The sequence below is a fragment of the Cohaesibacter intestini genome (assembly GCF_003324485.1).
GTDB classification, from domain to species: Bacteria; Pseudomonadota; Alphaproteobacteria; order Rhizobiales; family Cohaesibacteraceae; genus Cohaesibacter; species Cohaesibacter intestini.
In genome coordinates this window covers 26,184-51,726 of record NZ_QODK01000001.1, presented here as the reverse complement: position 1 = coordinate 51,726, position 25,543 = coordinate 26,184, and the positions used below count along the sequence as shown (strand labels likewise).

The window sequence follows — 25,543 nt, the reverse complement described above, 5'->3', positions numbered from 1 at the left end:
GGCGATCAGTTGTTCAGGCTTTGCAGATAACCGATCAGGTTGGCGCGGTCGGTATCCTTCTTCAGACCGGCAAAGGCCATGGAGGTCTTGCCAACAAGATCCTTTGGCTTGGTCAGGAAGGCGTTGAGCGTGTCTGCATCCCAGCTTTTGCCTGCACCGAATTCGGTCATGGCATCGGAATAGCCAAAGCCATCGACGCTGGCAACCGCACGGCCAAAGACATCATGCAGGTTCGGACCGGTTTTGGCGCCGGCACCGGCTTCAAACGTATGGCAGGACTGGCATTTCTTGGTGACCTTTTCACCCTTGTCGATATCGGCTGAAGCCAACAGGGTGGCAAAATCCACTTCCTCTTCGGCTTCCTTGGCCGGACCGCCGGTATCGGATGCGTCTGCAATCTCAATCACGTAACCCGGTGTCTCGGGTGTTTCCTCATGGAAAATGTAACCCGTGACCATGCCTGTCACCATGATGAAGATCAGCGCGGCCAACAGCGCGCCAAAGGCTTTGTTCAGTTCGAAAAAGTTCATTGGTCCTTGCTCCGGGGTCTTTGTGACGGACATTATCCTAACAGCATCGCGCGCCCATGTCGCGCTCATGACTGTTGCAATAACTATTTGAAGCGGAAACTACTAGCTTTTACTAATAAATGTCCATAGGAATACCGGCTAAGATGGATCGACTTTCGCCACAGATTGCTTCGTTTTCAACAATATTGGAGGAATTTTTGATGTCGGCTGTAAATCATCCAGGGAAATCGGTCATTCTCATTCCCGCTCGGATGACATCTGTCCGTCTGCCGAACAAGCCCATGCTCGATATTGCAGGGGAACCGATGATCGTTCATGTATGGCGGCGTGCCATGCAAGCCAACGTCGGGCAGGTTTTGGTTGCCGCAGATTGTCACCAGATCGCTCAGGCAGTGCGTGATGCAGGTGGTGACGCCGTCGTGACAAATCCCGATCACGCCTCTGGCTCCGATCGCATCTTTGAAGCGCTCGAGCATATCGACCCGAACAAGCGCATAGATTATGTGATCAATGTGCAAGGGGACCTGCCGACCATCAATCCAGCCGTGATCCGCTCCTGCCTTGAGCCGATGGAAGACCCTGAGGTCGATATCACCACGCTGGCGGTCGAGATCCGTGAAGAAGCCGAAAAGACCAATCCCAATGTCGTCAAGGTCGTTGGTTCTCCGTTGAGCAAGGACCGCATGCGGGCGCTGTATTTCACCCGTGCGACCGCCCCTTTTGGTGATGGTCCGCTCTATCACCATATCGGCCTCTACTGCTACCGCCGCAAGGCGTTGGAACGCTTTATCAGCCTGAATGTCTCTCCCCTTGAAGGGCGCGAGAAACTGGAACAATTGCGGGCACTTGAAGCTGGCATGCGGATCGATGTGTCGATCGTTGACGACGTGCCGCTCGGGGTTGACACGCCTGCCGATCTTGAGAAAGCTAAAGCCATCCTTGCCTTCCAATCCTGATTGACACCGGATCCACCGGGACGTGTGTGAAAGACAAGAGGAAAAGGCAAGCAAAATAGACAGATATCTGACCCCGGCTGTCGTGCGGCAGCCGGGGTCTTCATCCCAATAGAGGCGTGGCAAGCCATGCGCTCGCTCGCCAAGGAGCCAACATGACCATCAAGAAAGTCGTCTTTCAGGGAGAGCCCGGAGCCAATTCCCATATTGCCTGCAACAATGTCTATCCCGACTTTGAAGCGGTACCGATGGCGACTTTTGAAGATTGCTTTAATGCGGTTCAGAATGATGATGCCGATCTGGCAATGATTCCGGTGGAGAATTCGGTGGCTGGCCGCGTTGCAGACATTCACCATTTGATGCCAACCTCGGACCTGCACATCATCGGTGAATATTTCCTGCCCATTCATCACCAACTTGTGGGGGTGCGGGGGGCATCTCTCGATGAGGTGAAAAGCGTTCAGAGCCATGTGATGGCCCTTGGCCAATGCCGAAAGGTGATTCGTGAAATGGGCGTGCGTGCGGTGATCGGAGCGGACACAGCAGGCTCCGCCCGGCAGATTTCAGAGCGCAAGGATCCCTCTCAGGCGGCCATTGCCTCGGACTTGGCCGCTGACATTTATGATTTGGATATTCTCAAACAGGATGTCGAGGATGAAACCCACAACACCACCCGCTTCATCATCCTGTCGAAATATCCGATCAAGGCCGACCACGGGGTTGGGCCTGTGGTCACGACCTTCTTCTTCAGGGTTCGCAACGTGCCCGCCGCGCTCTACAAGGCAATGGGTGGTTTCGCGACCAACGGCGTCAATATGACCAAGCTGGAAAGCTATCAGACCGGCGGCAAGTTCTTCGCCACCCAGTTCTACGCCGATATTGAAGGGCACCCGGATGACCCTCGCGTGGAGCTGGCACTCGAAGAGTTGCGCTTCTTTTCCGCCGAGTTCAAGATCCTCGGAGTCTATCCAGCGCATAGCTATCGCAACACAAATGCCGAACCGGAAGCCAACCGTGCTCTGCGTCCAAGTCCGGATGTTTGATCAGCCATGGTCTGATACAGCCAAGACCGAACCCCATGGCCTGCGCGGGTCATGGGGCCTTTGGCTGTGCGGCGGACCAACCGCTAAAGGGGCAGCCCCGGTTGACGCGGGCTTTGGGTGGCTCTAGCACCGATAGGCGTAGGTGAAGACCAGTGTGTCTGTCGTCCAGCGACCGGTCGGGCGGCAGCGATTTTGCACTTCCCTGTTGCCTTGCACAGTCACTTTCAGCTGGTTCGTCGCGACCGGGCCCTCGACATGATAGGGCAGGGGAGATCCGGGGCAATATTTTGAGAAAACCCGTGCTGTTCCGACATACCAGTTCCCCTGCTTGTTGCCGTTGAACAGCAGCGTACCAGGACCGACCGCAAGGCCTGCGCGGGGTTGTTCATAATAGAACCAGCGGTTATTGCCTTGTGCCACCAAGCGCATCAACGACCCATTGTGCCACCAGCAGCTGTCGGCAGAGGCCTGACCCGTTGGCAGCAACGCGATGCCGAAAGACATGGCAAGGATCAAGGTCAGGATTGTTTTGTTTATATTTATTTGAAACCACCGAATAGTCATCTTAAATCCCCCCCAAATACATCCAAATACCCTAGAAGCCTAGCATGCATCAGCACGGACGGGAAAGCAATTCTGCTTACGGCAAAGGCTGGAAGTGAAACGAGAGGAGATTAGATAAATACATCGTTGAATAAAATGTAACTGCATCAGTCAATGCATTTGGTTTTTCTATCCTGGTAAGCCTTATTCCTGAGCGAAGCCTCAGGTTGCTCGGATTTTGTGCAGTTTATTCCTAAAAAGGATTGATGTCGCTCACCCTTTGTCAATGTTTTCTTGTCACCTTCGACCAGACAAAAACAAAAATGACCGCGAACAAAAAATGGGTGTTTGCAGTGACGACTCGAACGCAAACCAGTGAAATTGTTGCTTCCAAGGCACGAACGCGATTCTTCGCGCTTTCGACTTTGCCCGCGTTTTTTGCTGCATTGGTGGTCGTGGTCGCCACCTTCGTTGCCGAAGATGTCAGTCGTGAATTCGAGCACAATGACATGCGCAGGTACCTTCAGCAGAAAACCAACCTGATCGGATCTCGCTTGCAGGGCCGCATCACCGCCAATGTCGAGCTGGTTCGTGGTTTGGCCGCAACCATTGCAACGGATTCCGACATTGATCAGGAGCGTTTCACTGCTCTCGCCAACAGCCTTGATAATGCCCGCAGCGACATCCAGAGCTTTGCCGTCGCACCGGACCTTGTCGTTTCCATGGTCCACCCGCTCGAGGGCAATGAGGCAGTGCTTGGATTGGACTATCGCACCAATGAAGCACAACGGGCCATGGCTTTGCAGGCCCGCGATACAAAGGAGACGATATTTGCCGGGCCAGTCGATCTGGTGCAGGGTGGGCGTGGGTTCATTGCCCGCTATCCGATTTTCAATCGTCTCCCCAACGGCAGAGAGCAATTCTGGGGTCTTCTGGCGGCGGTCATTGATGCCGACACGCTGCTGAAATTATCGGGGATCGTCGATAATACTGAGGTTGATTTCGCGCTGGTGGGGCGTGATGGGCGAGGTTTTGCCGGCAATCAGTTTTTTGGTGATGCGAAGATTCTGGAGAATGATCCGGTCAGCAACTTCATTGACTTCGGCTCGGGACAATGGATCCTCTATGCGATTCCAAAGGGGGGATGGGCGACCACTTCAAAAAATGTGTGGTTCATCCGTGCCGTCGGATTGTGCATCTTCTTTTTGGTTGTTGTGCCGATTTACGGGATTGGGCGCCTTTATCAGGAGCGCGGGGTTCATCTGGCAGACAATCTGGCCAATCAGCAAAAACTCGCCCATATGACCAAACGTCTGGAAATGGCGTTGCAAAGCTCGAAAATCGGGGTTTGGGAGTTCGATCCGGCCTTGGAAAAAACCCATTGGGACGAGCGCATGAAGGAGTTGCATGGGCTGCCTCTCCATGAAGATGTCACGGATCAATTCTGGCGTGACAGACTCCACCCCGATGACAGGGACCGGGTGATCGAGGAGATTCGTGTTGCGGTCGAGAATGGCACCCTGTTCAAATCGCAATTCCGGATCCGACCTGCAGGTGGCAAGGAACTCACCATCCGGGCTGTCGGCTCGTTGCTGGTCAGTGCCAGTGGTGAGCGCCGGCTGATCGGGGTCAATTGGGACATTTCGGAAGATGTTGCCCGCGAGCACGAACTCGAAGAAGCGCGCGCCGAAAGCGAGCGCCGCTATCTGGCACTGGAACAGGCTCAAGTGAAAATCCGGGAAAGTGCCCTGCATGACTTCCTGACCGGACTGCCAAATCGTCGCTATCTTGACGACTTGCTTCACCGACGCAACGGTGACGGTCCCTGTATTGATGATCAGTCATGTCTCATCAAGATAGATCTCGATGGCTTCAAGGAAGTCAATGACAATTACGGTCACGCCGCAGGCGATGCGATCCTCGTTGAAGTGGCCTCCTTATTGCGTAGAGTGATCAGCGAGGAGGAATTCACCGCCCGTGTTGGTGGCGACGAGTTCATTATTCTCTGCCAAACCGATGAAGAACTGGAGCGTCCCGTCGCCCTGTGTGGTGAGGTGCTGGAAGCCCTCCAGACCCCGATCGAGTTCAACGGCAGGAAATGCCGCATCGGGGCCAGCATCGGTATTGCCCTCTCGGTGGATGCCAAAAACGATCCGGACAAGCTGTTGTCCAATGCGGACCTTGCGCTCTATCAGTCCAAACAGACAGGCAAGGGGCGTTATAGCTTCTTCAGTGAGCCGTTGGTTCAGAAAGCCCGACAGCAACGCCGTCTTGCCGACGATGTGCTGCGCGGCATCGAAAACCGAGAGTTTATCGCCTTCTATCAGGGACAATATTCCGCCAAGACCCACGAGCTGGTCGGAGCCGAGGCGCTGGCACGCTGGCAGCATCCAGAGCGCGGCCTGGTCAGCCCGTTCGAGTTTGTCGAAACGGCTGAAGCCCTTGGCGTCATGGGGGCGATTGACGCCCAGATTCTTGATCATGTGATTGCCACCAAGAAACGCTTCGATCAACAGGGCTTTGTCGTGCCGCGCCTGTCGGTCAATGTCTCTGCCAAACGTCTTGGTGACAAGGATCTGATTGGCAATCTCAGAAAGCTCGATATCAATCCCGAAAGTCTGACCTTCGAGCTGGTGGAATCCACCTTCCTGGACCGTAGCGACGCGCAGGTTGCGGCCAATATCCGGCAAATTCGCGATATGGGCATCGACATTGAAATCGATGATTTCGGCACCGCTTACGCCTCGATCGTCAGCCTGACCCACCTGCTACCAAACCGTCTGAAGATTGACCGTGAACTGGTCTTGCCGATCATCGAGCGCGAAGACCAGCGCGAGTTGGTCCATTCCATCATCCATATCGGCCGCACTCTTGGCATCGGCTCGGTGGCTGAAGGGGTTGAGAGCATGGAACATGCCGAGATTTTGCGCATCATGGGGGTCGACATCCTGCAAGGCTTTGCCTTCTGTCGTCCCCTGTCGGCGGAGGATTTCTACCGCCATCATCACACATCAACCGGCTCCAAGGCATGGCGGGTTGCCGCGACTTGATCGCGAAGTGAGGATCAGACCGACTGTGTAGCCATAGGACAATGGGGCTCGGTGAGCCCCATTGTCCTTTGTCGTTTCATGATGTCAGTTCAATGATCCTGACAGTCAGCCAACAGTCGGGCGGGCATTCAGGCCGGCATCATTTGATAGCTCACCGGGACATAGCGGAAGCCGGTGTCGCGTTGTTCCACAAACCCGGCGGCCGGGAAGGGCATGTGATAGCCGATCAATGGCACCCGATCCGCTGCCAGCATGCCAAGGATCTTGCGTCGGGTTGCCGCAGCGGCTGCTTTGTCCATGTCAAACTTCACTTCCCAGTCGGGATAGGCCAGCGACCAGACATAATGGTTGGCCGTATCGGCCATCAGCAACAATTGCTGCCCGTCGCTCTCCAGCATATAGGCCATGTGGCCCGGCGTGTGACCATGGGCGGCAACCGCGGTGATGCCTGATGCAACCGAGCCTCCATCATTCAGGAAGGTCATCTTTTCTGCCAGCGGTTTGACCTTGGCGTCGAAATTCTTGTTGTCGGCCTTCGACCAGTGATCAAATTCTTTTTGGCCCGTCAGATAGACCGCATTGGCAAAGGTCGGCATATCCCCATCCATGAGACCGCCAATATGATCGCCATGCATATGGGTGATGACCACATGAGTCACATCTTCCGGCATTGTGCCAGCCTCGGCCAGAGCAGCCGTGATGCCTGCGGCATTCAGTCCCGTATCGAACAGGATGACATTGCCACCCGCCCGCACCAATGTCGGCGTGAAATAGAATTGTGCCATGTCGGTGCCAATGAAGTTTGCCGCACTGACCTTTGCAAAGTCGTCGTCGGACACGTTCAGGCCGAAAATGCCGTGCGGGTTATCGCGCGGCACCGAGCCCGCCAGCAAAGCCACGACATCCAAGGAGCCGACCTTGAAGCCCCGTGCCTTGGCCATCGGCATCATTGCCTTGTTATCCCCATTGGCAAAACTGACTTTCGGGGCCAGCATCGCACCGGTTGCACCAGCAGCAGCCAGCATCGCTGTGCGTCGATTGATCTTCATATCCATTTCTATCTCCCCTAGAAAAATGCGCAAAGCACACGGTTCCTACGTGAAGATCCTATCATCCGGATTACCTGATCGGTGAACACGCTTTTGTGACCAGTGCCGCCTTGCCACCCACCGATGACGTTGCGTCCGGACTTTGGTTACTGAATCGGTAAGGTTAACAGGCATTTTTCTTTTCCCATTGTAGGTGCCTTTATCCATTTCAGTTATCCTTCACCGAACAACGCAATTTGTGGCGTTGATTGGCGTCTGACGGGACTAGACAAGACAAAAGCAGAATGAAGGCATGACAGAAAAAGCAAAACCACATTTTGGATTATTCGCTGTCTGGCGCCTGATCGCAGCAATTCTGGTGATGATCTATCATTTTAGCGCCTACGGCCCGGAATTCTATCAGGCGTTGAACATTGGCATGGAACGCCTGACGCCGATGCTCGACATGTTTTTCATCATTTCCGGCCTGCTGATCTGGTTTCATTATGCCGATCGGATCCAGAGCTGGCAGTCTCTGCGCGTCTTTATCGTCAGGCGGTTGGCGCGGATATATCCGCTGCATCTGGTCACGCTGAGCTTCTTTTGTTTTGTCGCTCTGGCCGTCCATTTCGGAGTGGTTTCCACCGCTGATCCGGAGCGCTACAGTCTTGCGGAACTCGGACGAGAGCTGTTGTTGATCAACGCCTGGGGGACAGGCGATGTGCTGGGTTACAATTATGTTTCCTGGTCTTTGTCAGCGGAATGGTTCGCCTATCTGGCTTTTCCCTTGATCGTGTTCATCTATCGCCGCAATGGATTGATCGGTTTGGTCACCCTGCTGCTTTGCTGTGTTGCAGTCCTGGAAGGGGCAACGAAACTCGAACTGATGCCATTCCCCACCTGGCTTGAAGCCAATACGTGGGGGGCCTATCGGGTGTTGGCGGACTTTGTGCTCGGAGCAATTCTGGCCGATTGCATTCTGCGTCATCCGGTCAAGGTGAAGTCTCATCTTGCCCCATGGGGCCTGTTCGCGCTGTCGATGATCATGATGATCAGTGGCGTTTCGTCGGGATATCTGACCATCGCTGTGATTGCGCTGTCGCTCTATGTTGCGGGCTGCATCGATTTGGTATCCCCCGAAAAGGGCCGTTACCTGCGACCACTGATGCCTGTTGCTGCCGTGTCCTTTGGCATGTATCTCTGGCACCCGGTTTTGGCCGTGACCCTGCTCGGCTTTGGCTGGCGGCACATCCTTGAACCAATGCAGACTGTGCCCTTCACAGCCATTCTCATTGTCGGCCTCATTGCCAGCACCATCGTAGCGATGATCTCGGCGCGCCTGATCGAACAGCCGATGCGTGCGATGATCCTGTGCCTTGCAGAAAGCCGCAAAACCAAAAGACAGAAAGCGTCAAATCGGGCCAGGGCCATTCCGGCAGAATAAGCGGGCAGGGCCCCAAAAGCAGGTTTTTATGCAGGATCTGCCTCGGCCCATTCCTTGATCAGCCAGTGGGCAATCGAAAAATCGCCGGGCACATGCGGCTCCGGCGAGCCGACCGGCCGTTCCATCATCACCTTCAGCGCCTCACGGCTATACCAATGGGCCTCGCCCAGCTCGGTGTCATCGAGCGTCAGATCCGTCGACAGCGCTTCGGCAAAACAGCCAAGCATCAGCGACGAAGGGAAAGGCCAGGGCTGGCTGGCCAGATAGCGCACCGCCCCGATCTTCACCCCCGCTTCCTCGAAAATCTCCCGACGGACCGCATCTTCCAGTGTCTCACCCTGTTCCATGAAACCGGCAAGCGTTGAGAACATCGGATCTTCAAACCGGGTGTGCCGCGCCAGCAGGCAACGCTCGACGCCTTCCGCATCGCGATGGATCGCCAACATGATCACCACCGGATCCGTGCGCGGGAAATGCACTGCCTCGCAAGAGGGACAATCCCGTCGGGCACCGGCCAGCGCAACATGGGTCTTGGCTCCGCATTTGGCACAATATTGATGGGTGTCATGCCAATTGAGCAAGCTACGGGCCTGCGCCACCGCACCCAGCTGATCCGCGGGCAGCATGTCTTTCAAGCCAACGGCCCGCACGGTCTCCAACTGATAGTCCGCATGCTCTTCATAGGCAGCTGCCCGCTCTGGCAACAGCGGGGCCGCCAGCCGTGGGGCATTGTCCTCGACAGGGTCGGTGCCAAGCAGGATCACCCGATCCATATCCGCACCCAGCTCGGACGCCATCTTTTGGCAATAGAGCGGATCAAACCGATCCGCTTTCACCCGCACCAGCAACCGATCCCCGTCAAACAAATAAAAGCGGGCCCGGTCGTGGGCCATTCGATCCATGAGCGTGGCCTCGGTGCGATGCTCGGTGTCCCGATCGAGTCGATTGTGGGCATATCCCAACCCCTCAAACGATGGATTGTGGCGGGGTCCGGCGAAAAAGTCCGACATGGTCAACTCCGTTGGGTCTTCAATAGAAGTTTTGGTCAAAAAAGGGGAGGCAAACAAGAGGAGGGCAGGGCAAAGCCAGAAACGGCTTAAAGCTCTGCCATGATGGCTCTCTTCATGTCAGCAATCAAGGCATTGCCGTCCATTTCATCATAAGCCACCGCTGGCACCTTGCCCCAGACCGGGCCGGGCCAGGCTGCATCCCCTTCAAAGCGGGCAATCACATGGATATGGAGTTGGCGCACCATATTGCCAAGGGCTGCGACATTCAGCTTGTCGCACTTGGTCACCGCTTGCAGCGCCTTGGAAACGACCCGGATTTCGTCGGTCAATCGATGCTGATCCTCGATCGATAAGTCGATCAGCTCCGCAAGGCCCGCTTGCTTTGGTACCATCAATATCCATGGATAGGTCGCATCATTCATCACCCGCAGGGTGCACAGATCAAGTTCGAGCAAAGGCAGACTGTCGGCGCCAAGTTGGGGATCAAGTGTGAATTGGCTCATACCAATGCTCCAGTTTTGCAAAATGAATCGACTATGCCCCTTGCTTTAGCATGCAACAAGTGACATATGAACAGACGGAAGGTTGGCAATGGACGTTCCCCTCGCCAATCGGGTCAGGTCCGGAAGGAAGCAGCCCCAACGAGTCCAGAGCGGGTCATCTGTTCAGCCTTCCACTTATTCCCAGAAAATTTATCCAAGCCGCTGTTCCAGCCAGTGCTTTTGTGCGCCCTGCTGCCTGTCAACAGATCGTCCCCGTATGCCACAAGACAGGTGACGGGCTTGCGCCTCCTCTGCTATGGATAGGGACAGAATCTCAGCTTTTTAGGTCAGGACAGCTTTATGAGCATTGCGGATCATCAGTCAGATCAGGGCTATCGCGTTCTAGCGCGCAAATACCGCCCCGCGAACTTTGATGACATGATCGGTCAGGATCCGATGATCCGAACCCTGACCAATGCTTTTTCGACCGGCCGCATTGCGCAGGCCTATATGATGACCGGGGTGCGCGGGGTGGGCAAAACCACCACGGCCCGCATTCTGGCCCGGGCGCTGAATTATGAAATTCCCGGCGAGATCGATCAGCCGACCATCGACATGAAAGAAATGGGTTCCCATTGTCAGGCCATCATGGAAGGCCGCCATGTCGACATCATGGAAATGGACGCCGCCTCTCACACCTCGATCAATGACATCCGCGAGATCATCGAAGCGGTCCGCTACAAGCCGGTCAGCGCCCGCTACAAAGTCTATATCATCGATGAGGTGCATATGCTCTCCACCGCCGCCTTCAACGGCCTGTTGAAGACGCTGGAAGAGCCGCCCGAGCACGTGAAATTCATCTTCGCGACCACCGAAATCCGCAAGGTGCCGGTGACGGTCCTCTCCCGCTGTCAGCGGTTTGATTTGCGCCGCATCGATGCAGCCGAGATGGCCGCCTATATGAAGGGGATCTGCGAAAAAGAGCAGGTCGACATCGAGGATGATGCGCTGCAGATGATCGCCCGGGCTGGCGAAGGCTCGGCCCGCGACTCGCTCTCTCTGCTCGATCAGGCCATTTCCCATGGCGCAGGAAAAATCACCTCTGAGACCACCCGCCAGATGCTCGGTCTTGCTGACCGTGCCCGGGTGATTGATCTGTTCGAAGCGGTGATGAAGGGCGATATCGCCACTGCTTTGGAGGAACTGAAAGCTCAATATGATATCGGCGCTGAACCGGCGGTGGCTTTGTCCGATCTGGCCGACTTTGTCCATCTGGTCACAAGGCTGAAGCTGACCCCGGATGCCAATTCCGATGCGGCCGCAACCGAGGCGGAAAAGAAACGCGGGCGCGATTTCGCCTCCCAGCTTTCCGTGCGGGTTCTCTCGCGCGCTTGGCAAATGCTGCTCAAAGGGCTGACCGAAGTGCAATCCTCGCCGCGTCCGCTGGCTTCTGCCGAGATGGTGCTGGTGCGTCTTGCTTATGTCGCCGATCTGCCAAGCCCGGATGAAGCGCTCAAGATGTTGACCAACAAGGATTACCGCCCGCCAATGCCATCAGGCGCAGGGTCGGGCCCATCCACCCCGCCAGATGCCCGTCTGCCGGCTGAATCAGAGGCCCGTGCTACACCGAGTGATCCGCCACCCTATGGGAATAATGGCGGAACTGGTGCCCCAACCGCGATGCATGCGGGGGCTGGCACCGCGACCACACCCGCTGCCATGCCAATGGGGCATGTCGAGCCGATCAAGGAAGACAGGGAGGACCGAGACGACAGGGCCAACCTGCGTCTGGTTGCCAGCCAGAGCGAGAAGCAATTGGCAGCCCGCAGCCCGCAAGCGGCCGACGCCACCCGCCCGCAGCCAAGCAATCAATCGGTCAAACCGGTCATCACCCGCTTTGAGCAGATCGTGGCGCTGGCTCACAAAAATCGTGACATTGCTTTGAAGCTGCAATTGGAAAGCGCCGTGCGGCCTGTCTCGGTCGAACCGGGCCATCTGGTCATTGCCTATGATGGTTTCGACAGCGAAGGCTTCCAATCGAAAATCGGTCGCAAACTCAGTGAATGGACCGGTGATCGCTGGCATGTGGATCTGGCCAATGAAGGGGGCGGAGCCACCCTCTCCGAGCGCAAGGAAGAGCGCGAGCGCGAAGTCCGCGAAGCCGCCGACCAACATCCGCTGGTCGAAGCGGTGCGCAAGGCTTTCCCCGGTTCCAAAGTGGTCGACGTCCGCATCCATCGCGATTTTGAAGAAGAATTCCTCGCGCCGGTTATCGAAGACCCGGCAGACGAGGATGAGGATGCCATGGTCTTTGCGCTTGATGACGGGTCCGAGCTTGGCTTTGACGACTAGCCCCTTGCAGGCAGGGCCATCGATGGCCACTTATCCAGACAGACCTTTATCCGGCTTTTTTTGAAAGCGGCTTTCTGAAATAACCGGCGGCAGAAGCCGATATATGCGATCCGTCCCTGTCTCGACTCTTCGGGACAAGCCGAGGCGATCGCCCAACGACAAACGACGAGGATGACCATCATGGATATGATGAAAATGATGAAGAAGGCCAAGGAAATGCAGGCCAAGATGGCCCAGATGCAGGAAGAAGTGGCCCAGATGCAGGCAACCGGTGTCTCCGGTGGCGACATGGTCAAGGTGACCTTGTCCGGCAAGGGCGAAATCGTCGCCATCTCCATCGATCCATCGATGATCAACCCGGACGATGCGGAAATTCTCGAAGATCTGATCATGGCAGCCCACAATGACGCCAAAGCCAAGGTCGAAGCCGCCATGCAGGAAGAAATGCAGAAAATGACAGGTGATCTTGGCTTGCCTGCAGGCATGAAGCTGCCTTTCTGACCGCAGAGGCGGTCAGAAACACTCACAAAACCGGCGCTGCCGCCATGGCGGCCGCCGCTGCCGCCATCGCCAACAAAGCATGATCATTTGCCCGCATTGTGCGGCTTAAGACGAGAAGAGACGACAATGGCAAAATCGATGGCTGGCCCGGAAATTGAGGCGCTGATCAAATTGCTTTCGCGGTTGCCGGGATTGGGGCCGCGCTCGGCCCGTCGTGTGGCTTTGCATCTGATCAAGAACAAGGAACAGCTCCTCGTCCCTCTGTCCGCCGCCATGGCCGAAGCGGTCGAGAAGGTGCAGGTTTGCGAGACCTGCGGCAACATCGACAGTGCCAGCCCTTGCACCATTTGCACCGACACACGCCGCGACCCGTCGCTGCTGGTGGTGGTCGAGGATGTCTCCGACCTCTGGGCGCTCGAACGCGCCTCGGTGATCAATGCCGGCTATCATGTGCTTGGCGGCACCCTGTCGCCGCTTGATGGCGTTGGCCCGGATGATCTCAACATTGCCGGTCTGCTGGCCCGCACCGCCAAGGGTGAAATCAGGGAGATCATTCTCGGTGTCAATGCCACCGTTGAAGGCCAGACCACGGCCCACTATATCACCGATCAATTGCAGGCTCAGGCCAAAGCCATGCAAGCCGCCGACCCGAGCTTCGAGCCAGTGACCATCTCCCAGCTCGCCCATGGTGTACCCATTGGCGGCGAGCTGGATTATCTCGATGAAGGCACCCTGTTGCAGGCCATCCGCAGCCGCAAGGCGTTCGGCTGAGATCTATTTCAGCACAACCAATTCTTCGAAATGGTTCATGTCTTCAAACGAACAGAAGGCAGGCGCTGCCAGTTCGATGATCGGCGCGGCCTCGCGTAGATCCTCGACAATTTCCTTCAAAGCCTTTTCCCATGTCAGCATCGCTTCATCGCTGAAGCGCTCGAGCAGATAGGCAAAGGTGATGTGGAACATATAGGTCTCGTGATCAGGATGGCGATAGCCGAAAATATCGGCCAGCTCGTCACGCCAGACGGTCATCCCCTGCCGGTCCTTTTCTGTGACACCTGCCACCGTGAGGCCATTGGGCGTCGCACCGATGACTTCCACCTTGAAACGACCCGGCGCTTCAAAACCGTCGAGCCGCTCGATATAGGCCTTGGTCATCGCGTCGATCGGCGTATCAAGGGCCAGATCCTCCGGCCAATAAGGCAGCGCCCGGCGCCCTTCGATGATGCCTTGAAACAGCGTCATATGCAGACTGCTTACCGCGGTATAGGCAAGCTTCTCAGCCTCTGGCAGCGACTGCATGCGGGTGCGCGCATCGAGCACGGCTTTGGCAGAGAGAGAATCCTTGACCAAGTGACACACGATCGTGTTGCCCGGTTCTTTCAGAAAGACACCATCTGTTGTGTGCCGGATGCCCATATGGCGCAACGGCGTTTGGCTGAGCGTGGACGAGAAAAAATGCAGCTCTTTAGGCAGGGAGGACAGGGTCATGGAACGCCTCTGATTGAGGGAAGAGGGAGAGCAAAGATAGATAAGCAAGGGGTGTTGCAGTTTGATGACTGAGCCAGCGGTCATGGGCAGCCCACCGTCCGGTGAGACCGGCAAGCAATCAGCGATCATCCATATGAAACAGAGAGGCCATCCGCGCCTCGATCTGGGCTTCGGTTGGGTCGTTCTCGCGCGGCTTGTCCGGTGATGCGATGCCAAAGGGGCGGCGTGGCTGAGGCGAACCAGCAGTCTCTTGAGGGTGCGGCTCGGCAGTCGGGGCGGATGCAGCCGTTGCGTCGGCCGCGTCGGCTTGAGGGGCATGTTGCCCTTCGCGGATCGCCAGTTCGGCTTCGCTGACATCGATATCCTCGATCCGGCGACCCCGTTTGACGATCTTGCCGGTCGAGGTGAGGATCTGGTCGATGTCCTTCTGGGACTGGCCAAAATGGCTTTGCAGCTTGGACACCCGATCATCAAGCCGGGCGACATCTTCCATCAAAAGCGCCACTTCCCGCTGGATGATATGGGCCTGCTCGCGCATCCGGGCATCTTTCAGCACCGATTGCACCACCTGGATCGACAGGGTCAACAAAGAGGGCGACACAATCACCACCCGGCTGCGATGCGCCAGCTGGACAATATCTTCGAACTGCTCATGCAGATCGGCAAACAGACTCTCGGACGGCACAAACATGAAGGCCGTATCCTGCGTCTCGCCAACCAGAAAATAGCGCTCGGCAATGTCCTTGATGTGTTTCTTGACGTCGTTGCGAAAGCGTGTCCGGGCTTGCTTGTCCTCGTCCGGATTTTGAGCATCCTTTACGGCGCTCCAGCCCTCGAGCGGAAATTTGGCATCAATCACCAGAACGGCCGCGTCATTCGGGATGTGAATGACGCAATCGGGGCGGTTGTTGTTGGACAAGGTATATTGGAAATCATAGGCGTGAGGCGGCAGGGCATCCTCGATGATGGCCTCCATCCGCCCCTGTCCGAAGGTGCCTCGGGTCTGCTTGTTGGCAAGGATCTGTTGCAACTCGACCACCCGGCCCGACAGTTCGGTGATGTTGCCCTGTGCCTTGTCGATCACTGCCAACCTTTCATGCAGGGCCCGCAAATCGTCCCCGGTCGCCTTCTGGCTGTCGGTCAGGCTCTTGGAGACGGTCTGGGTCAGGCGATGGCCCATGCCGTCCATCCGGTTGGTCAGGGCTTGGGCCATTTCACTCTGGCGGGAGGAAAAGATCTCCGACATGGTCTGCATGCGTCCGGTCATCTCGGTCTGCAGCCGTGTCAGTTCTTCCACCTGTGCCCGTTGCGCCCGCGCTTCGGCAAACGCATCATCGCGCTCGCGGGACTGCTTTTGGACTGATATCAGCACCCACACAAGCATCAACCCCAAAAGGCCGATGGCGCCAAGAAGCAGGTCAAACAGGGTAAAGCCATGCTGGCCAATGGTGATCGCGATCTCATTCATGCCGCGCACTATAGATCGATTCGTCAGTGTCAGAAACAAAAAGAGAACACGGCAGTCGGACACCGCCTCCTCCTTTTCGACAAAACCCCCGGAAATCGGCCCGATTGGCCCTGTTTGTGATTGACGCCAGCCATGCCAGGCCTTACATCACCTCCCATGGCTGTAATGGATATCGTAAAATTGCCGGACCCGATCCTGCGCGAGCAATCGGCTCCCATCGAGCGCGTCGATGATGACCTTCGACGCCTTGTCGAAAACATGTTTGAAACCATGTATGACGCACCGGGCATTGGTCTGGCGGGCGTGCAGGTTGGTGTGACAAGACGGCTCTTCACCGTCGACTGTGCCAAGGAAGGCGACGACAAGAAGCCGCTCTGCTTCATCAACCCGGAAATCATCTGGAAATCGGAAGAGATCAGCACCTATGAAGAAGGCTGCCTGTCGATCCCGGAATATTACGCCGAGGTCGAGCGTCCCGCCGAGATCAAGATCCGCTATATGGATCAGTTTGGCAAGGATCAGGAAATGCATTGCGATGGCTTGTTGGCCACCTGCGTCCAGCATGAATTCGACCATCTGAATGGTGCGCTCTTCATTGACTATATCTCGAAACTGCGTCGCGACCGGGTGATCAAGAAATTCGCCAAACTTGCCAAGCAGCAGGAAAAGCAGGGCATACTTTAAGGCGCTTGCGCTGAAATGCCCATTGCGCTGTCATCGCCCCGGGCGAAAGGCGCCAAGACCAGAAGCAAGGATCAATCATGGTGCGTGTCATCTTCATGGGAACCCCGGATTTTGCGGTTCCGACCCTGATGGAAATTGTCGGGCAGGGCCACGACGTGGTTGCGGTTTACAGCCAGCCGCCGCGTCCCGCCGGTCGTGGCATGGATGAACGCAAGAGCCCGGTGCATGAAAAGGCTTCTTTGCTTGGCCTGCCGGTTTTCACCCCCACCTCGCTGAAATCGGAAGAAGAGCAGGAAAAATTCCGTGCCCTTGATGCCGATGTTGCGGTGGTCGTCGCCTATGGCCTGCTGCTGCCCAAAGCGATTCTGGATGCGCCGGTTGAGGGGTGCCTCAATCTGCATGGCTCGCTGCTGCCTCGTTGGCGCGGCGCGGCCCCCATCCAGCGGGCCATCATGGCAGGGGATGCTGAAACCGGTGTGCAGGTGATGCGCATGGATGAAGGGCTCGATACCGGCGACATTGCCATGTCCGAGACCATTGCCATCACGAACACCATGACCGCCCAAGACCTCCATGACCGGATGATGGTGCTTGGTGCTGACCTGATGGTCCGTGCCTTGGCGGCCCTGTCCCGTGGCTCCCTTGGCTCGCAGCCGCAGCCTGAGGAAGGCGTCACCTACGCCAAAAAGATCGACAAGGCCGAGGCGCGGATCGATTTTGCCAGCCCGGCATCCGAGATCCACAACAAGATCCGCGGTCTGTCGCCATTCCCCGGTGCGTGGTGCGAAATGACCATCCGCGGCAAGGCCCAGCGGGTGAAAATCCTCCGATCTGAGCTGGCCGAAGGGCAAGGTGCGCCCGGCACCCTGCTGGGCGATGGCATGACGGTTGCTTGCGGTGACGGTGCTATCCGTCTGGTCGAGTTGCAACGGGCGGGCAAGGGTGCGATGAAGGCAGATGATTTCCAGCGTGGGGCGGATCTGAAGGTCGGCGAGGTGATCGGCTAGGATGCCTCGCTACAAGCTTCTGATTGAATATGATGGCCGCCCTTTTTCCGGTTGGCAGCGGCAGGATAATGCACCGAGCGTGATGGGATTGATCGAGCAATCTTTGCTCAAATTCACCCGCGAGCAGGTGGTCGTGTTTGGCGCAGGGCGAACGGATTCCGGTGTCCATGCAACGGGCCAGATTGCCCATTTCGATCTGGAGCGTGATTGGCACAGCCAGAAGGTCCGCGAAGCGCTCAATCATTTCCTGAAAGAAACCGGCGTCGCCATTCTCGGGGCCGAAAAGGTGACCAGTGAGTTCGACAGCCGCTTCATGGCCACCCGCCGCTATTATCGCTATCGCATTTGCAACCGCCGTGCGCCGCTGACCTTTGAAATGGGACGGGCGTGGCAATATAGCTATCCGATTGATGTCGATCTGATGCAGGAGGGTGCCAATCAGCTGATTGGTCATTTCGATTTCACCACCTTCCGTGCCACTGCCTGTCAGGCCAAAAGCCCGTGGCGGACGATGGAGAAGCTGACCATTTCCCGTGAGGGCGAATGGGTCTATCTCGATGCCATGTCGCGCTCGTTCCTGCATAACCAGATCCGCTCTTTCGTCGGCTCGCTGGCCGAGGTCGGGTCAGGCCGCAAGCCGGTGGAATGGATCACGGAAATTTTGGAAGCCCGCGACCGCCGCGCCTGTGGCCCGGTCGCCCCTCCTGCCGGGCTTTACCTCACGCAGGTCGATTATCCCGAAGACGCGGATTTCCTCATCCCTGAGGCACCGTGGTACGGTCACAAGAAGGACTAAGCGGCAGGCAGGGCTGGCAATGTCGCGCTGAGGCGGTTGATCACCATGATCGACCACAACCCCATCACCAGCATCAGGATCGCAAGACCAACGGCCATGCTGGGCGGGCAGCCGAGCACAAAGCGATAGAGCCGGAATGACATCCAGAGGATGAAGCCATAGATTGCCAGCATCACCATCACGGCGACCTCTGCGACCACAAAGTCGGGCGTGATCAGAGCGCCGGGCAACAGCACAATCATTAGAATGACGACACTGATCCAGTTCGAGCTGACAATCAGTGGCACCAGTCGGTCGCGATAGCCAAAGATCGCGCAAAAGCCCAAAAAGAGCATTGGCGCCATGCCCCAATCGAGCAACAATTCGAGGCAGTAGAGCCCCAAGCCACCCGCGCGGAGCAGCAAGATCTGATCCAGATGGCCAAACAGGGCTGCATAGAGAAAGCGGATCGGCTCGACGATCAGAATGGCCATGAAGGACAGCCACAGCCCACGCCGCGACACATCCATCCCGTAAAGCGCTTCATCCTGCCCGCGCACAAAGGACCAAGCCAGCTCCAGATGATAAAGGATGTAAGACATGAGGCCTCTTTGGAAGAATGACGGGGGACGGATGGCGATGGGCAGAGACATAATGCCCCTGTTCTTTACAAGCAAGTCGAAACAAAAAAGGGCCAGCAATGCCAGCCCTTTTGCCGATCGATCTTTCAACGAGACTTATCCCTTGATACCGAAATAATGCTCGAGGAAGTCGAGATAGATTTCGCTCAAGGTCTCCAGATCCTTGATGTCGGTATTCTCATCGATCTTGTGCATCGTTTGGCCGACCAGACCGAATTCGATGACCGGGCAATAATCCTTGATGAAGCGGGCATCCGAGGTGCCGCCATCAGTGGAATGATCCGGCGTGCGGCCGGTGATGCGCTCGACCGACGCGGTGAAATTGTTGATCAGGCTTTCCGACTTGGTCAGGAAGACTTGCGAAATGTCCGGCTGCAAGTCCAGCTTCACATCGAAAGCGTCATTCGGCAGCATGTCCTTGGCGTGGCCGATCACAAAATCGGCGATCTTTTCTGGGTTCCAGACATCATTATAGCGACAATTGAAGCGGGCAGACGCGGATTTGGGAATGAGGTTCCAGGTCTCGTTGCCGACATCGAAGGAAATGAATTCCAGATTGGTCGGCTGGAAATAATCCGTCCCATGATCAAGGATGGCATGGTTGAGACGGGCAACGATGTCTGCCAGAACCGGCACCGGATTGTGCGCCAGATGCGGATAGGCCACATGGCCCTGCTGGCCGGTCACCGTCAGGGTGCCTGACTGGCTGCCACGACGACCCACCTTGATGGCATCCCCCAAAGCGTCCGGGTTGGTCGGCTCGCCCACGATGGCATCAGAGAAGCTCTCGCCACGTTCCTTGGCCCATTCGAGCAACTTGATGGTGCCGTTGAGCGCCGGGCCTTCTTCATCGCCGGTGATCAGAAAGGAGATGCTGCCCTGCGGCAGGCCATGCAGTTCGATGAATTTCAGCGCAGCGGCGGCAAAGGCACCGATGCCCCCCTTCATATCTACTGCGCCACGGCCATAGAGCTTGCCATCCTTGGTCTCACCGGCAAAGGGAGGCAAAGTCCAAAGGCTTTCATCCCCCGTTGGCACCACGTCGGTGTGTCCGGCAAACATCAGATGCGGGCCTTCGCTGCCCGAAATCTTGGCAAACAGATTTTCCACGTCCGGCGTGCCGTCCTGGCTGAAGACGGGGCGCTGCACTTCAAAGCCTTTGGGGCTCAGCAATGTGTCGAGATAGGCGAGCGCGCCGCCTTCTTTCGGAGTGACGCTGGGGCATTGAATAAGATTTCGGGTGACTTCCAATGCGGTGGGGGCGTTGGTCATGACAGAGGCTGCTTTCATGGTCTGGACGGATCCCGGCAACCGGTTCGGCCACCTCGATAGGCTTGGCCGGTCTGGATCGGGTGCACAACAAAGTCTCAAGCCGCTCATCCGCAGGAAGCGGGGCAAACGGCACGGGCATCACGGCAGCAAATCGGCAAATGGACATGCGCAGGATTGCTTCATGGCACAGAGAACCGATTTGCTCGGTGTCACGCAATCTAGGGCCCGTCTGCGACAGAAATCTGGCAACAGGCGACAAATCGATGATTTGCGGGACGTAAGATTGCGACGTTGCAAATCGAAGTCTGCGGGCGCTACCATAGTGAAGCCGCGCCCAGCCTTCAATCCCGAATATCCAGGAAGCAGCAATGCAAACATGCTGACCCGACTGGTTATTTTCCCGCAACCGGGAAATTGGCAGAATTGTCGGAGGTTGCGCTCGCATCCGTCTTGCGATGCACCTGATCCTCTTGTGTTGCTTCTTCGTCAGGAGCGGGATCCTTTGTGGACAGTTTGCTTTTCAAAAGGCCCAGATCGATGAAATAGATCAACCAGAAAGGCAGGATCAGTGCCAGATAGATCAACCGTCCCTCAATGGGTATAGAACAGGACAAGGGATAATGCGGCGCCAGCGCACTCAGCGTCGCAAGGATCGGCAGGGCATAGGCAAAAAAGCTCAGATGCCCCCGACCGCGCGCCCGCAACCGCTTGATGACGACACAGTACCACATGAAAAAGAAGGTCGCCGCCATCACGGCCAGTGCCCCATAATAGACCTGACCGAGGGTCGTGGTGGGATCCATCGCACAGAGATAGTTTTCATGCACACGGAACAAAAAGGCCGCCGCAATCTCCAGCGGAAAGAGCCACAGATGGGCCAGCCAGAATTGCTGGCGATTGATTGTGCCCCGGCTGTCAAACAGCAGCTGTTCGAAGGTCATAGCATGATCCAATCCATCCGGACACCTCGGGGGGCTTCGGCCCGTGTGAGGTGACCGTGACATCTTACAGGTGGTGTGCTGAAGGTATGCACATTTGGATGTCTGAAAAGGATAACGCCATTTGTCCCCAAAAGGGGGACTTTCTTAACCGTCATCACCATTTTCATTCTCTAGCCCACCGGTCAGGTGAGCGACGATCTCATCTGGCGCTCCGAATGCACTCTGGGGCAAGCGCCCTTGGGGATAAGACAAACAAAAACCCCGCAACTGGAACAGTGCGGGGTTCGAGAATGTCAAAGATCTTTAGGGGATCAATCGCGCAGCAGCTCGTTGATCGAGGTTTTGGAACGGGTGCGTTCGTCGACACGTTTGACGATGACCGCGCAGTAAAGGCTTGGACCAGCAGACCCGTCTGGCAGCGGCTTGCCTGGCATGGCACCGGAGACAACCACAGAATAGGGCGGTACTTCACCCATGAAGATTTCACCGGTATTGCGATCGACGATCTTGGTGGAGGCACCAAGATAGACACCCATCGACAGCACAGAGCCCTCACGGACAATGACGCCTTCGGCCACCTCGGCGCGCGCACCGATGAAGCAATTGTCTTCGATGATCACCGGACCGGCCTGCAAGGGTTCCAGCACGCCGCCAATACCAGCGCCGCCGGAAATATGCACATTTTTGCCGATCTGGGCACAGGAGCCAACAGTTGCCCAGGTGTCGACCATGGTGCCTTCACCAACAAAGGCCCCCAGATTGACGAATGATGGCATCAGCACGACACCCTTGCCGATATGGGCAGAGCGGCGCACGATGCAGTTTGGCACGGCACGGAAACCGGCTTTCTCGAAATCAAGACCGCTCCAGCCGTCAAACTTGGAAGGCACCTTGTCCCACCAGGTTGCATCGCCCGGACCACCCTTGATGATTTCCATCGGGTTGAGGCGGAAAGACAGCAACACGGCTTTCTTCAGCCACTGATTGACCACCCAATTGCCATCAGCGCCTTTTTCAGCCACGCGCGCCTGCCCACTATCCAGCAAGGTCAGCGCCTTTTCGACCGCGCCGCGAATGTCACCATTGGTGGTGTTGGTGATGCTGTCGCGTTTCTCGAACGCGTCGTCGATCATTGTTTGAAGGGAAGCCAAGTCAACCTGCGTCATGTCTTTTTGCCTTTTTCTCAAGTGCACGTCCTGCCCGGTTCCGGTGACAAAGCCACGGTGAGCCGGTGCGGGGAACGGCGCAATCTGTCTTCCGTTTCTTGCACCAAGCGAGATGGCTCGGTCATTGCAAAGACGGAAACTGTCTCTGTACAACATCCATCTCTGGGCCAGTCAAGATCGGATATGGCACATGCTTCAATCACCCGCACACACCCTCTTGCACGAGTATTCGGCCAAACCATAAGCACCCTAGTAGCGGTGTCAATATAAAGTCGGGGCAATCAGGGGCATTTCGAGGTTATGGACAGATAAAGTTCCCGGCAAACACAAGTGCGAGAGTCGAAATTTCCTGCGCTTAAATAGATTGTTTAAAAATATGGCGTATCTATTTGGTTTAGGGAGTGTCGCTAAAGTATTCTTGCGCAAAACGTTAAGAAAAGTTAAGTTTTGCTTCTCTTTGCAGGGTTGTCACCTTTTTGACGTTTGGGTAAGGCGATCAACTTTGCGTGAGACAGACTCCGATGGGGATGGGGAAATGGCAGAATAGAGCGCTTTTTCCGGTTGGCACCGCGCTGGGTGAAAACGCCTCTCCTGAGGAAAATATTCTTGTCTGACCAATATAGACAGATATACTGATACGATATTCTCGAATGTGTATTGCTGCCGGCGTGGGTGGTTCTCAGGATCATCCTTCGGCCCGAATGTTGAATTGAAGCCAGCCGGAAAATCCGGGCCTGACGTATGGAACGTTTGACCAAGGATGGGGTGGTTTCCGATCGAATGAGGGAAAAGAATTGGTTCACCAAGGGAAAGCGCCGAGCAAGCTGATGCTCACTGTTACCGTGCTTCTGTCCAGCACCGCTGTCGGAGCTGCGGCTGGCACGCCTGTCTCGCAACTGCCTGTTTCCAGCAAGGCTGAAAAACATCTGGATCCTACGTTGGACGCGCCTGTGCAGATCATTGTCTCGCGCAAGGATCAGCGTCTGCGGGTCTTCAAGGGCGGTGAGGAAATTGCGACCTCGCGTGTTTCGACCGGCAAGCGCGGCCACACCACCCCGACCGGCATCTATTCCATTCTGGAAAAGCGTCGCCGCCATTTCTCCAACCTCTATAACAGCGCACCAATGCCTTACATGCAGCGCCTGACATGGTCTGGCATTGCCTTGCATGAATCCAATTCTGTGCCGAGCTATCCGGCGTCCCATGGCTGCATCCGGTTGCCCAACGGCTTTGCCAAAAAGCTTTTCAGCCTCACCGAGCGTGGCGCCCATGTGGTGATAGCCAATCGTGATGCTGCACCGGAACTGATTGCCCATCCGGTGCTGTTCCAGCCAGAGGAAATGACCTCTTTCGACAAACTGTCGTCTGTGCAGGCAGCCGAACGCCAGGCCACCAAGACCTTTGGCAAGGTTGCCCTCCTGTCCGACAAGCCACCGCTTGATCCGTTGGCCCATCAAATGGCCAAGCGCCTCAACCGGTTTGCTGAAATCCGCCAGAGCGACAAGCCCTTGCGTATTTTCATCACCCGTCAGGCCAAAGGCAATCTGGTCCATGAAGTCCAGACCTTGCTGAACAAACTGGGCTTTGATGCGGGCGCGCCCGATGGCCTTGTGGGCAAAATGACACTGAGTGCTGTCAACGCTTTTGTCGCTTCCAAGAAAGACAGCATCGAAAGCCGCCAGTCTTCAATCTCCAGCAAGATCGATCAGACCCTGCTGGCGCAATTGTATCAGGCAGCAGGCAAGGGCGCAGTGCCGACTGGCCACCTCTTTGTGCGTCACAATTTCAAGCCCCTGTTCGATGCTCCGATCCAGATCCGCAATCCCGAGCAAGCGCTCGGCGCCCACCTCTTCACCGCGTCGCTTTCGCGTGAAGAAGAAGGTAAGCTTGATTGGCGGGCGCTGGCTCTTGGTGACATGCTGACAGCCAGGCTGCAAGACCGCTATGGGGTGACTGATCCGGGCGCCGATGATGGGATCGTGGCGTCCACAGACATTCTCGATCGTGTCATCATTCCTGATCATGTCCGCGCGCAGGTTAATCACCTGATTGGCAATGGTGCATCGCTCACCATATCCGATCGTGGCTTCAGCCGCGAAACCACGCCACAAGGCACGGATTTCATTGTGTTGACCAAACCCTCCTTGCCGAAATATGCCAAGAAGACGCCGGCCAAGGTCAAGAAACAGCGCGTGGTGAGAAAAATCACCAAGCCCAAGCGCTCCGTGGCCGAGGTGAAAAAACCGAAACGGCGCGGCCTCTTCGGTCTGTTCAAGAAGCGCAACACGGATCAGGTCGCCAGCCGCTAGGCTGTGATACAAACAGAACAAACAAAAAAACCGGCTCTACAACAAGGGCCGGTTTTTTGTCGATCAATATAACCGGATCACTCAACCGCAAATTGGTCATCGAAGCTGTAGCCTGAGCCACGCACGGTGCGGATGGGATCTTTCACCCGGCCCCGATTGATGGTTTTGCGCAGGCGCCCCACATGGACATCTACGGTCCGCTCGTCGACATAGACATCATGGCCCCAGACCCCATCGAGCAGCTGTTCGCGGGAATAGACACGACCCGGATTCTGCATCAGAAATTCCAGCAGACGATATTCGGTCGGGCCCAGATTGACCTCGCGATTGGCGCGTTTGACGCGATGGGTCTCCCGGTTTAGCTCCAAATCTCCGGCCTTAAGGATGGTTGCGACCAGATCCGGGCTGGCCCGGCGCAGGATTGCCCGCACACGGGCCATCAGCTCCGGTACGGAGAAGGGCTTGACCACATAATCATCAGCACCAGTGGAAAGTCCGCGAATGCGCTCGGATTCCTCGCCCCGCGCCGTCAGCATGATGACGGGGAGCTTGAGGGTTTTCGGTTTCGCACGCAAGCGCCTGCACAATTCGATGCCAGACAGTCCCGGCAGCATCCAATCCAGAAGCAGCAGGTCTGGAAGGGTTTCCTGCAACCTGCTCTCCGCTTCATCACCGCGGGCAATAACCTCTACCTGATAGCCTTCGGCTTCCAGATTGTAACGCAGAAGAAGGCTAAGGGCTTCTTCATCCTCCACGATCATTACTTTGGGGCTCATAGCCAAATGTTCCACATTCCGAAGATCCGTGCCAGCAGGGGCAAAAAATCGGATCATACCTTCAAGTTGGCACGACATCC

General features: G+C 56.4%; 23 protein-coding genes and 1 other RNA gene. 12 read left to right on the top strand and 12 right to left on the bottom strand.

Annotation, left to right across the window (positions count from 1 at the left end; genetic code table 11):
* Positions 1 to 5: 5 nt before the first annotated feature.
* The gene (locus DSD30_RS00255; protein ID WP_157967490.1) at positions 6 to 530 is read right to left on the bottom strand and encodes a c-type cytochrome; all 525 of its coding nucleotides are present in this window, start codon (positions 528 to 530) and stop codon (positions 6 to 8) included.
* 200 nt (positions 531 to 730) lie between these two features.
* Here DSD30_RS00255 and DSD30_RS00250 point away from each other — a divergent pair, with 200 nt between their 5' ends.
* Positions 731 to 1,486, top strand: coding sequence for a 3-deoxy-manno-octulosonate cytidylyltransferase (locus tag DSD30_RS00250; RefSeq protein ID WP_114008535.1), 756 nt, complete (start codon positions 731 to 733; stop codon positions 1,484 to 1,486).
* 152 nt (positions 1,487 to 1,638) lie between these two features.
* A complete protein-coding gene (locus tag DSD30_RS00245) occupies positions 1,639 to 2,526 on the top strand; it encodes a prephenate dehydratase (RefSeq protein ID WP_114007611.1) in 888 nt (295 codons plus the stop codon).
* A 123-nt stretch (positions 2,527 to 2,649) separates the two neighbouring features.
* Here the strand turns inward: DSD30_RS00245 and DSD30_RS00240 are convergent, their stop codons facing one another.
* Positions 2,650 to 3,030: a hypothetical protein gene (locus DSD30_RS00240; RefSeq protein WP_114008534.1), complete on the bottom strand. Its 381-nt coding sequence runs from the start codon at positions 3,028 to 3,030 to the stop codon at positions 2,650 to 2,652.
* A gap of 362 nt (positions 3,031 to 3,392) precedes the next feature.
* Here DSD30_RS00240 and DSD30_RS00235 point away from each other — a divergent pair, with 362 nt between their 5' ends.
* Positions 3,393 to 6,119: an EAL domain-containing protein gene (locus tag DSD30_RS00235; protein ID WP_198662754.1), complete on the top strand. Its 2,727-nt coding sequence runs from the start codon at positions 3,393 to 3,395 to the stop codon at positions 6,117 to 6,119.
* 128 nt (positions 6,120 to 6,247) lie between these two features.
* Here DSD30_RS00235 and DSD30_RS00230 read toward each other — a convergent pair whose 3' ends face one another.
* Complete coding sequence (locus DSD30_RS00230; RefSeq protein ID WP_114007609.1) at positions 6,248 to 7,174, bottom strand: MBL fold metallo-hydrolase; 927 nt, start codon at positions 7,172 to 7,174, stop codon at positions 6,248 to 6,250.
* A 286-nt stretch (positions 7,175 to 7,460) separates the two neighbouring features.
* Here DSD30_RS00230 and DSD30_RS00225 point away from each other — a divergent pair, with 286 nt between their 5' ends.
* Positions 7,461 to 8,591: an acyltransferase family protein gene (locus DSD30_RS00225; RefSeq protein WP_114007608.1), complete on the top strand. Its 1,131-nt coding sequence runs from the start codon at positions 7,461 to 7,463 to the stop codon at positions 8,589 to 8,591.
* 26 nt (positions 8,592 to 8,617) lie between these two features.
* Here the strand turns inward: DSD30_RS00225 and nudC are convergent, their stop codons facing one another.
* On the bottom strand, positions 8,618 to 9,601 hold the full coding sequence (gene nudC, locus DSD30_RS00220; RefSeq protein WP_114007607.1) for an NAD(+) diphosphatase: 984 nt from the start codon (positions 9,599 to 9,601) through the stop codon (positions 8,618 to 8,620).
* An 86-nt stretch (positions 9,602 to 9,687) separates the two neighbouring features.
* Entirely contained in the window at positions 9,688 to 10,104 is a 417-nt protein-coding gene (locus DSD30_RS00215; RefSeq protein ID WP_114007606.1) for an HIT domain-containing protein, read from the bottom strand.
* A gap of 77 nt (positions 10,105 to 10,181) precedes the next feature.
* Between DSD30_RS00215 and ffs the strand changes: the two genes are divergently transcribed.
* The 4 genes from ffs (at position 10,182) to recR (ending at position 13,707) form a co-directional block, all read left to right on the top strand.
* Positions 10,182 to 10,278, top strand: an RNA gene (gene ffs / locus DSD30_RS00210) — signal recognition particle sRNA small type.
* A 165-nt stretch (positions 10,279 to 10,443) separates the two neighbouring features.
* On the top strand, positions 10,444 to 12,435 hold the full coding sequence (locus tag DSD30_RS00205; RefSeq protein ID WP_114007605.1) for a DNA polymerase III subunit gamma/tau: 1,992 nt from the start codon (positions 10,444 to 10,446) through the stop codon (positions 12,433 to 12,435).
* A 177-nt stretch (positions 12,436 to 12,612) separates the two neighbouring features.
* On the top strand, positions 12,613 to 12,936 hold the full coding sequence (locus DSD30_RS00200) for a YbaB/EbfC family nucleoid-associated protein (RefSeq protein ID WP_114008533.1): 324 nt from the start codon (positions 12,613 to 12,615) through the stop codon (positions 12,934 to 12,936).
* A 126-nt stretch (positions 12,937 to 13,062) separates the two neighbouring features.
* Positions 13,063 to 13,707, top strand: a complete 645-nt coding sequence (gene recR, locus DSD30_RS00195) for a recombination mediator RecR (protein WP_114007604.1) — start codon at positions 13,063 to 13,065, stop codon at positions 13,705 to 13,707.
* 3 nt (positions 13,708 to 13,710) lie between these two features.
* Here the strand turns inward: recR and DSD30_RS00190 are convergent, their stop codons facing one another.
* Both DSD30_RS00190 and DSD30_RS00185 read right to left on the bottom strand, forming a co-directional pair.
* Positions 13,711 to 14,424, bottom strand: coding sequence for a DUF1868 domain-containing protein (locus tag DSD30_RS00190; protein WP_114008532.1), 714 nt, complete (start codon positions 14,422 to 14,424; stop codon positions 13,711 to 13,713).
* Positions 14,425 to 14,542: 118 nt separating this feature from the next.
* Positions 14,543 to 15,892 carry a DNA recombination protein RmuC gene (locus DSD30_RS00185; RefSeq protein ID WP_114007603.1) on the bottom strand — a complete coding sequence of 450 codons (1,350 nt, stop codon included), beginning with the start codon at positions 15,890 to 15,892 and terminating at the stop codon, positions 14,543 to 14,545.
* Positions 15,893 to 16,048: 156 nt separating this feature from the next.
* Here DSD30_RS00185 and def point away from each other — a divergent pair, with 156 nt between their 5' ends.
* The 3 genes from def (at position 16,049) to truA (ending at position 18,379) form a co-directional block, all read left to right on the top strand.
* On the top strand, positions 16,049 to 16,576 hold the full coding sequence (def, locus tag DSD30_RS00180; RefSeq protein WP_114007602.1) for a peptide deformylase: 528 nt from the start codon (positions 16,049 to 16,051) through the stop codon (positions 16,574 to 16,576).
* Positions 16,577 to 16,656: 80 nt separating this feature from the next.
* Positions 16,657 to 17,583: a methionyl-tRNA formyltransferase gene (gene fmt / locus DSD30_RS00175; protein ID WP_114008531.1), complete on the top strand. Its 927-nt coding sequence runs from the start codon at positions 16,657 to 16,659 to the stop codon at positions 17,581 to 17,583.
* A gap of 1 nt (position 17,584) precedes the next feature.
* Complete coding sequence (gene truA, locus DSD30_RS00170; RefSeq protein ID WP_114007601.1) at positions 17,585 to 18,379, top strand: tRNA pseudouridine(38-40) synthase TruA; 795 nt, start codon at positions 17,585 to 17,587, stop codon at positions 18,377 to 18,379.
* Here the strand turns inward: truA and DSD30_RS00165 are convergent.
* The 4 genes from DSD30_RS00165 to dapD all read right to left on the bottom strand — a co-directional run bounded on the left by DSD30_RS00165 (position 18,376) and on the right by dapD (position 22,378).
* Positions 18,376 to 18,960, bottom strand: a complete 585-nt coding sequence (locus DSD30_RS00165; RefSeq protein ID WP_157967489.1) for a hypothetical protein — start codon at positions 18,958 to 18,960, stop codon at positions 18,376 to 18,378. The genes truA and DSD30_RS00165 overlap by 4 nt on opposite strands.
* 135 nt (positions 18,961 to 19,095) lie before the next feature.
* Entirely contained in the window at positions 19,096 to 20,289 is a 1,194-nt protein-coding gene (gene dapE / locus DSD30_RS00160; protein WP_245418318.1) for a succinyl-diaminopimelate desuccinylase, read from the bottom strand.
* A gap of 374 nt (positions 20,290 to 20,663) precedes the next feature.
* Positions 20,664 to 21,212 (bottom strand): DUF805 domain-containing protein, encoded by a 549-nt coding sequence (locus tag DSD30_RS00155; RefSeq protein WP_157967488.1) that lies wholly within the window; start codon positions 21,210 to 21,212, stop codon positions 20,664 to 20,666.
* 311 nt (positions 21,213 to 21,523) lie between these two features.
* The gene (gene dapD, locus DSD30_RS00150; RefSeq protein ID WP_114007597.1) at positions 21,524 to 22,378 is read right to left on the bottom strand and encodes a 2,3,4,5-tetrahydropyridine-2,6-dicarboxylate N-succinyltransferase; all 855 of its coding nucleotides are present in this window, start codon (positions 22,376 to 22,378) and stop codon (positions 21,524 to 21,526) included.
* Between the two features lie 827 nt (positions 22,379 to 23,205).
* Between dapD and DSD30_RS00145 the strand changes: the two genes are divergently transcribed.
* Positions 23,206 to 24,687, top strand: coding sequence for a L,D-transpeptidase family protein (locus DSD30_RS00145; protein ID WP_157967487.1), 1,482 nt, complete (start codon positions 23,206 to 23,208; stop codon positions 24,685 to 24,687).
* A gap of 77 nt (positions 24,688 to 24,764) precedes the next feature.
* Here DSD30_RS00145 and phoB read toward each other — a convergent pair whose 3' ends face one another.
* Complete coding sequence (gene phoB, locus DSD30_RS00140; protein ID WP_114008530.1) at positions 24,765 to 25,463, bottom strand: phosphate regulon transcriptional regulator PhoB; 699 nt, start codon at positions 25,461 to 25,463, stop codon at positions 24,765 to 24,767.
* Positions 25,464 to 25,543 lie beyond the last annotated feature (80 nt).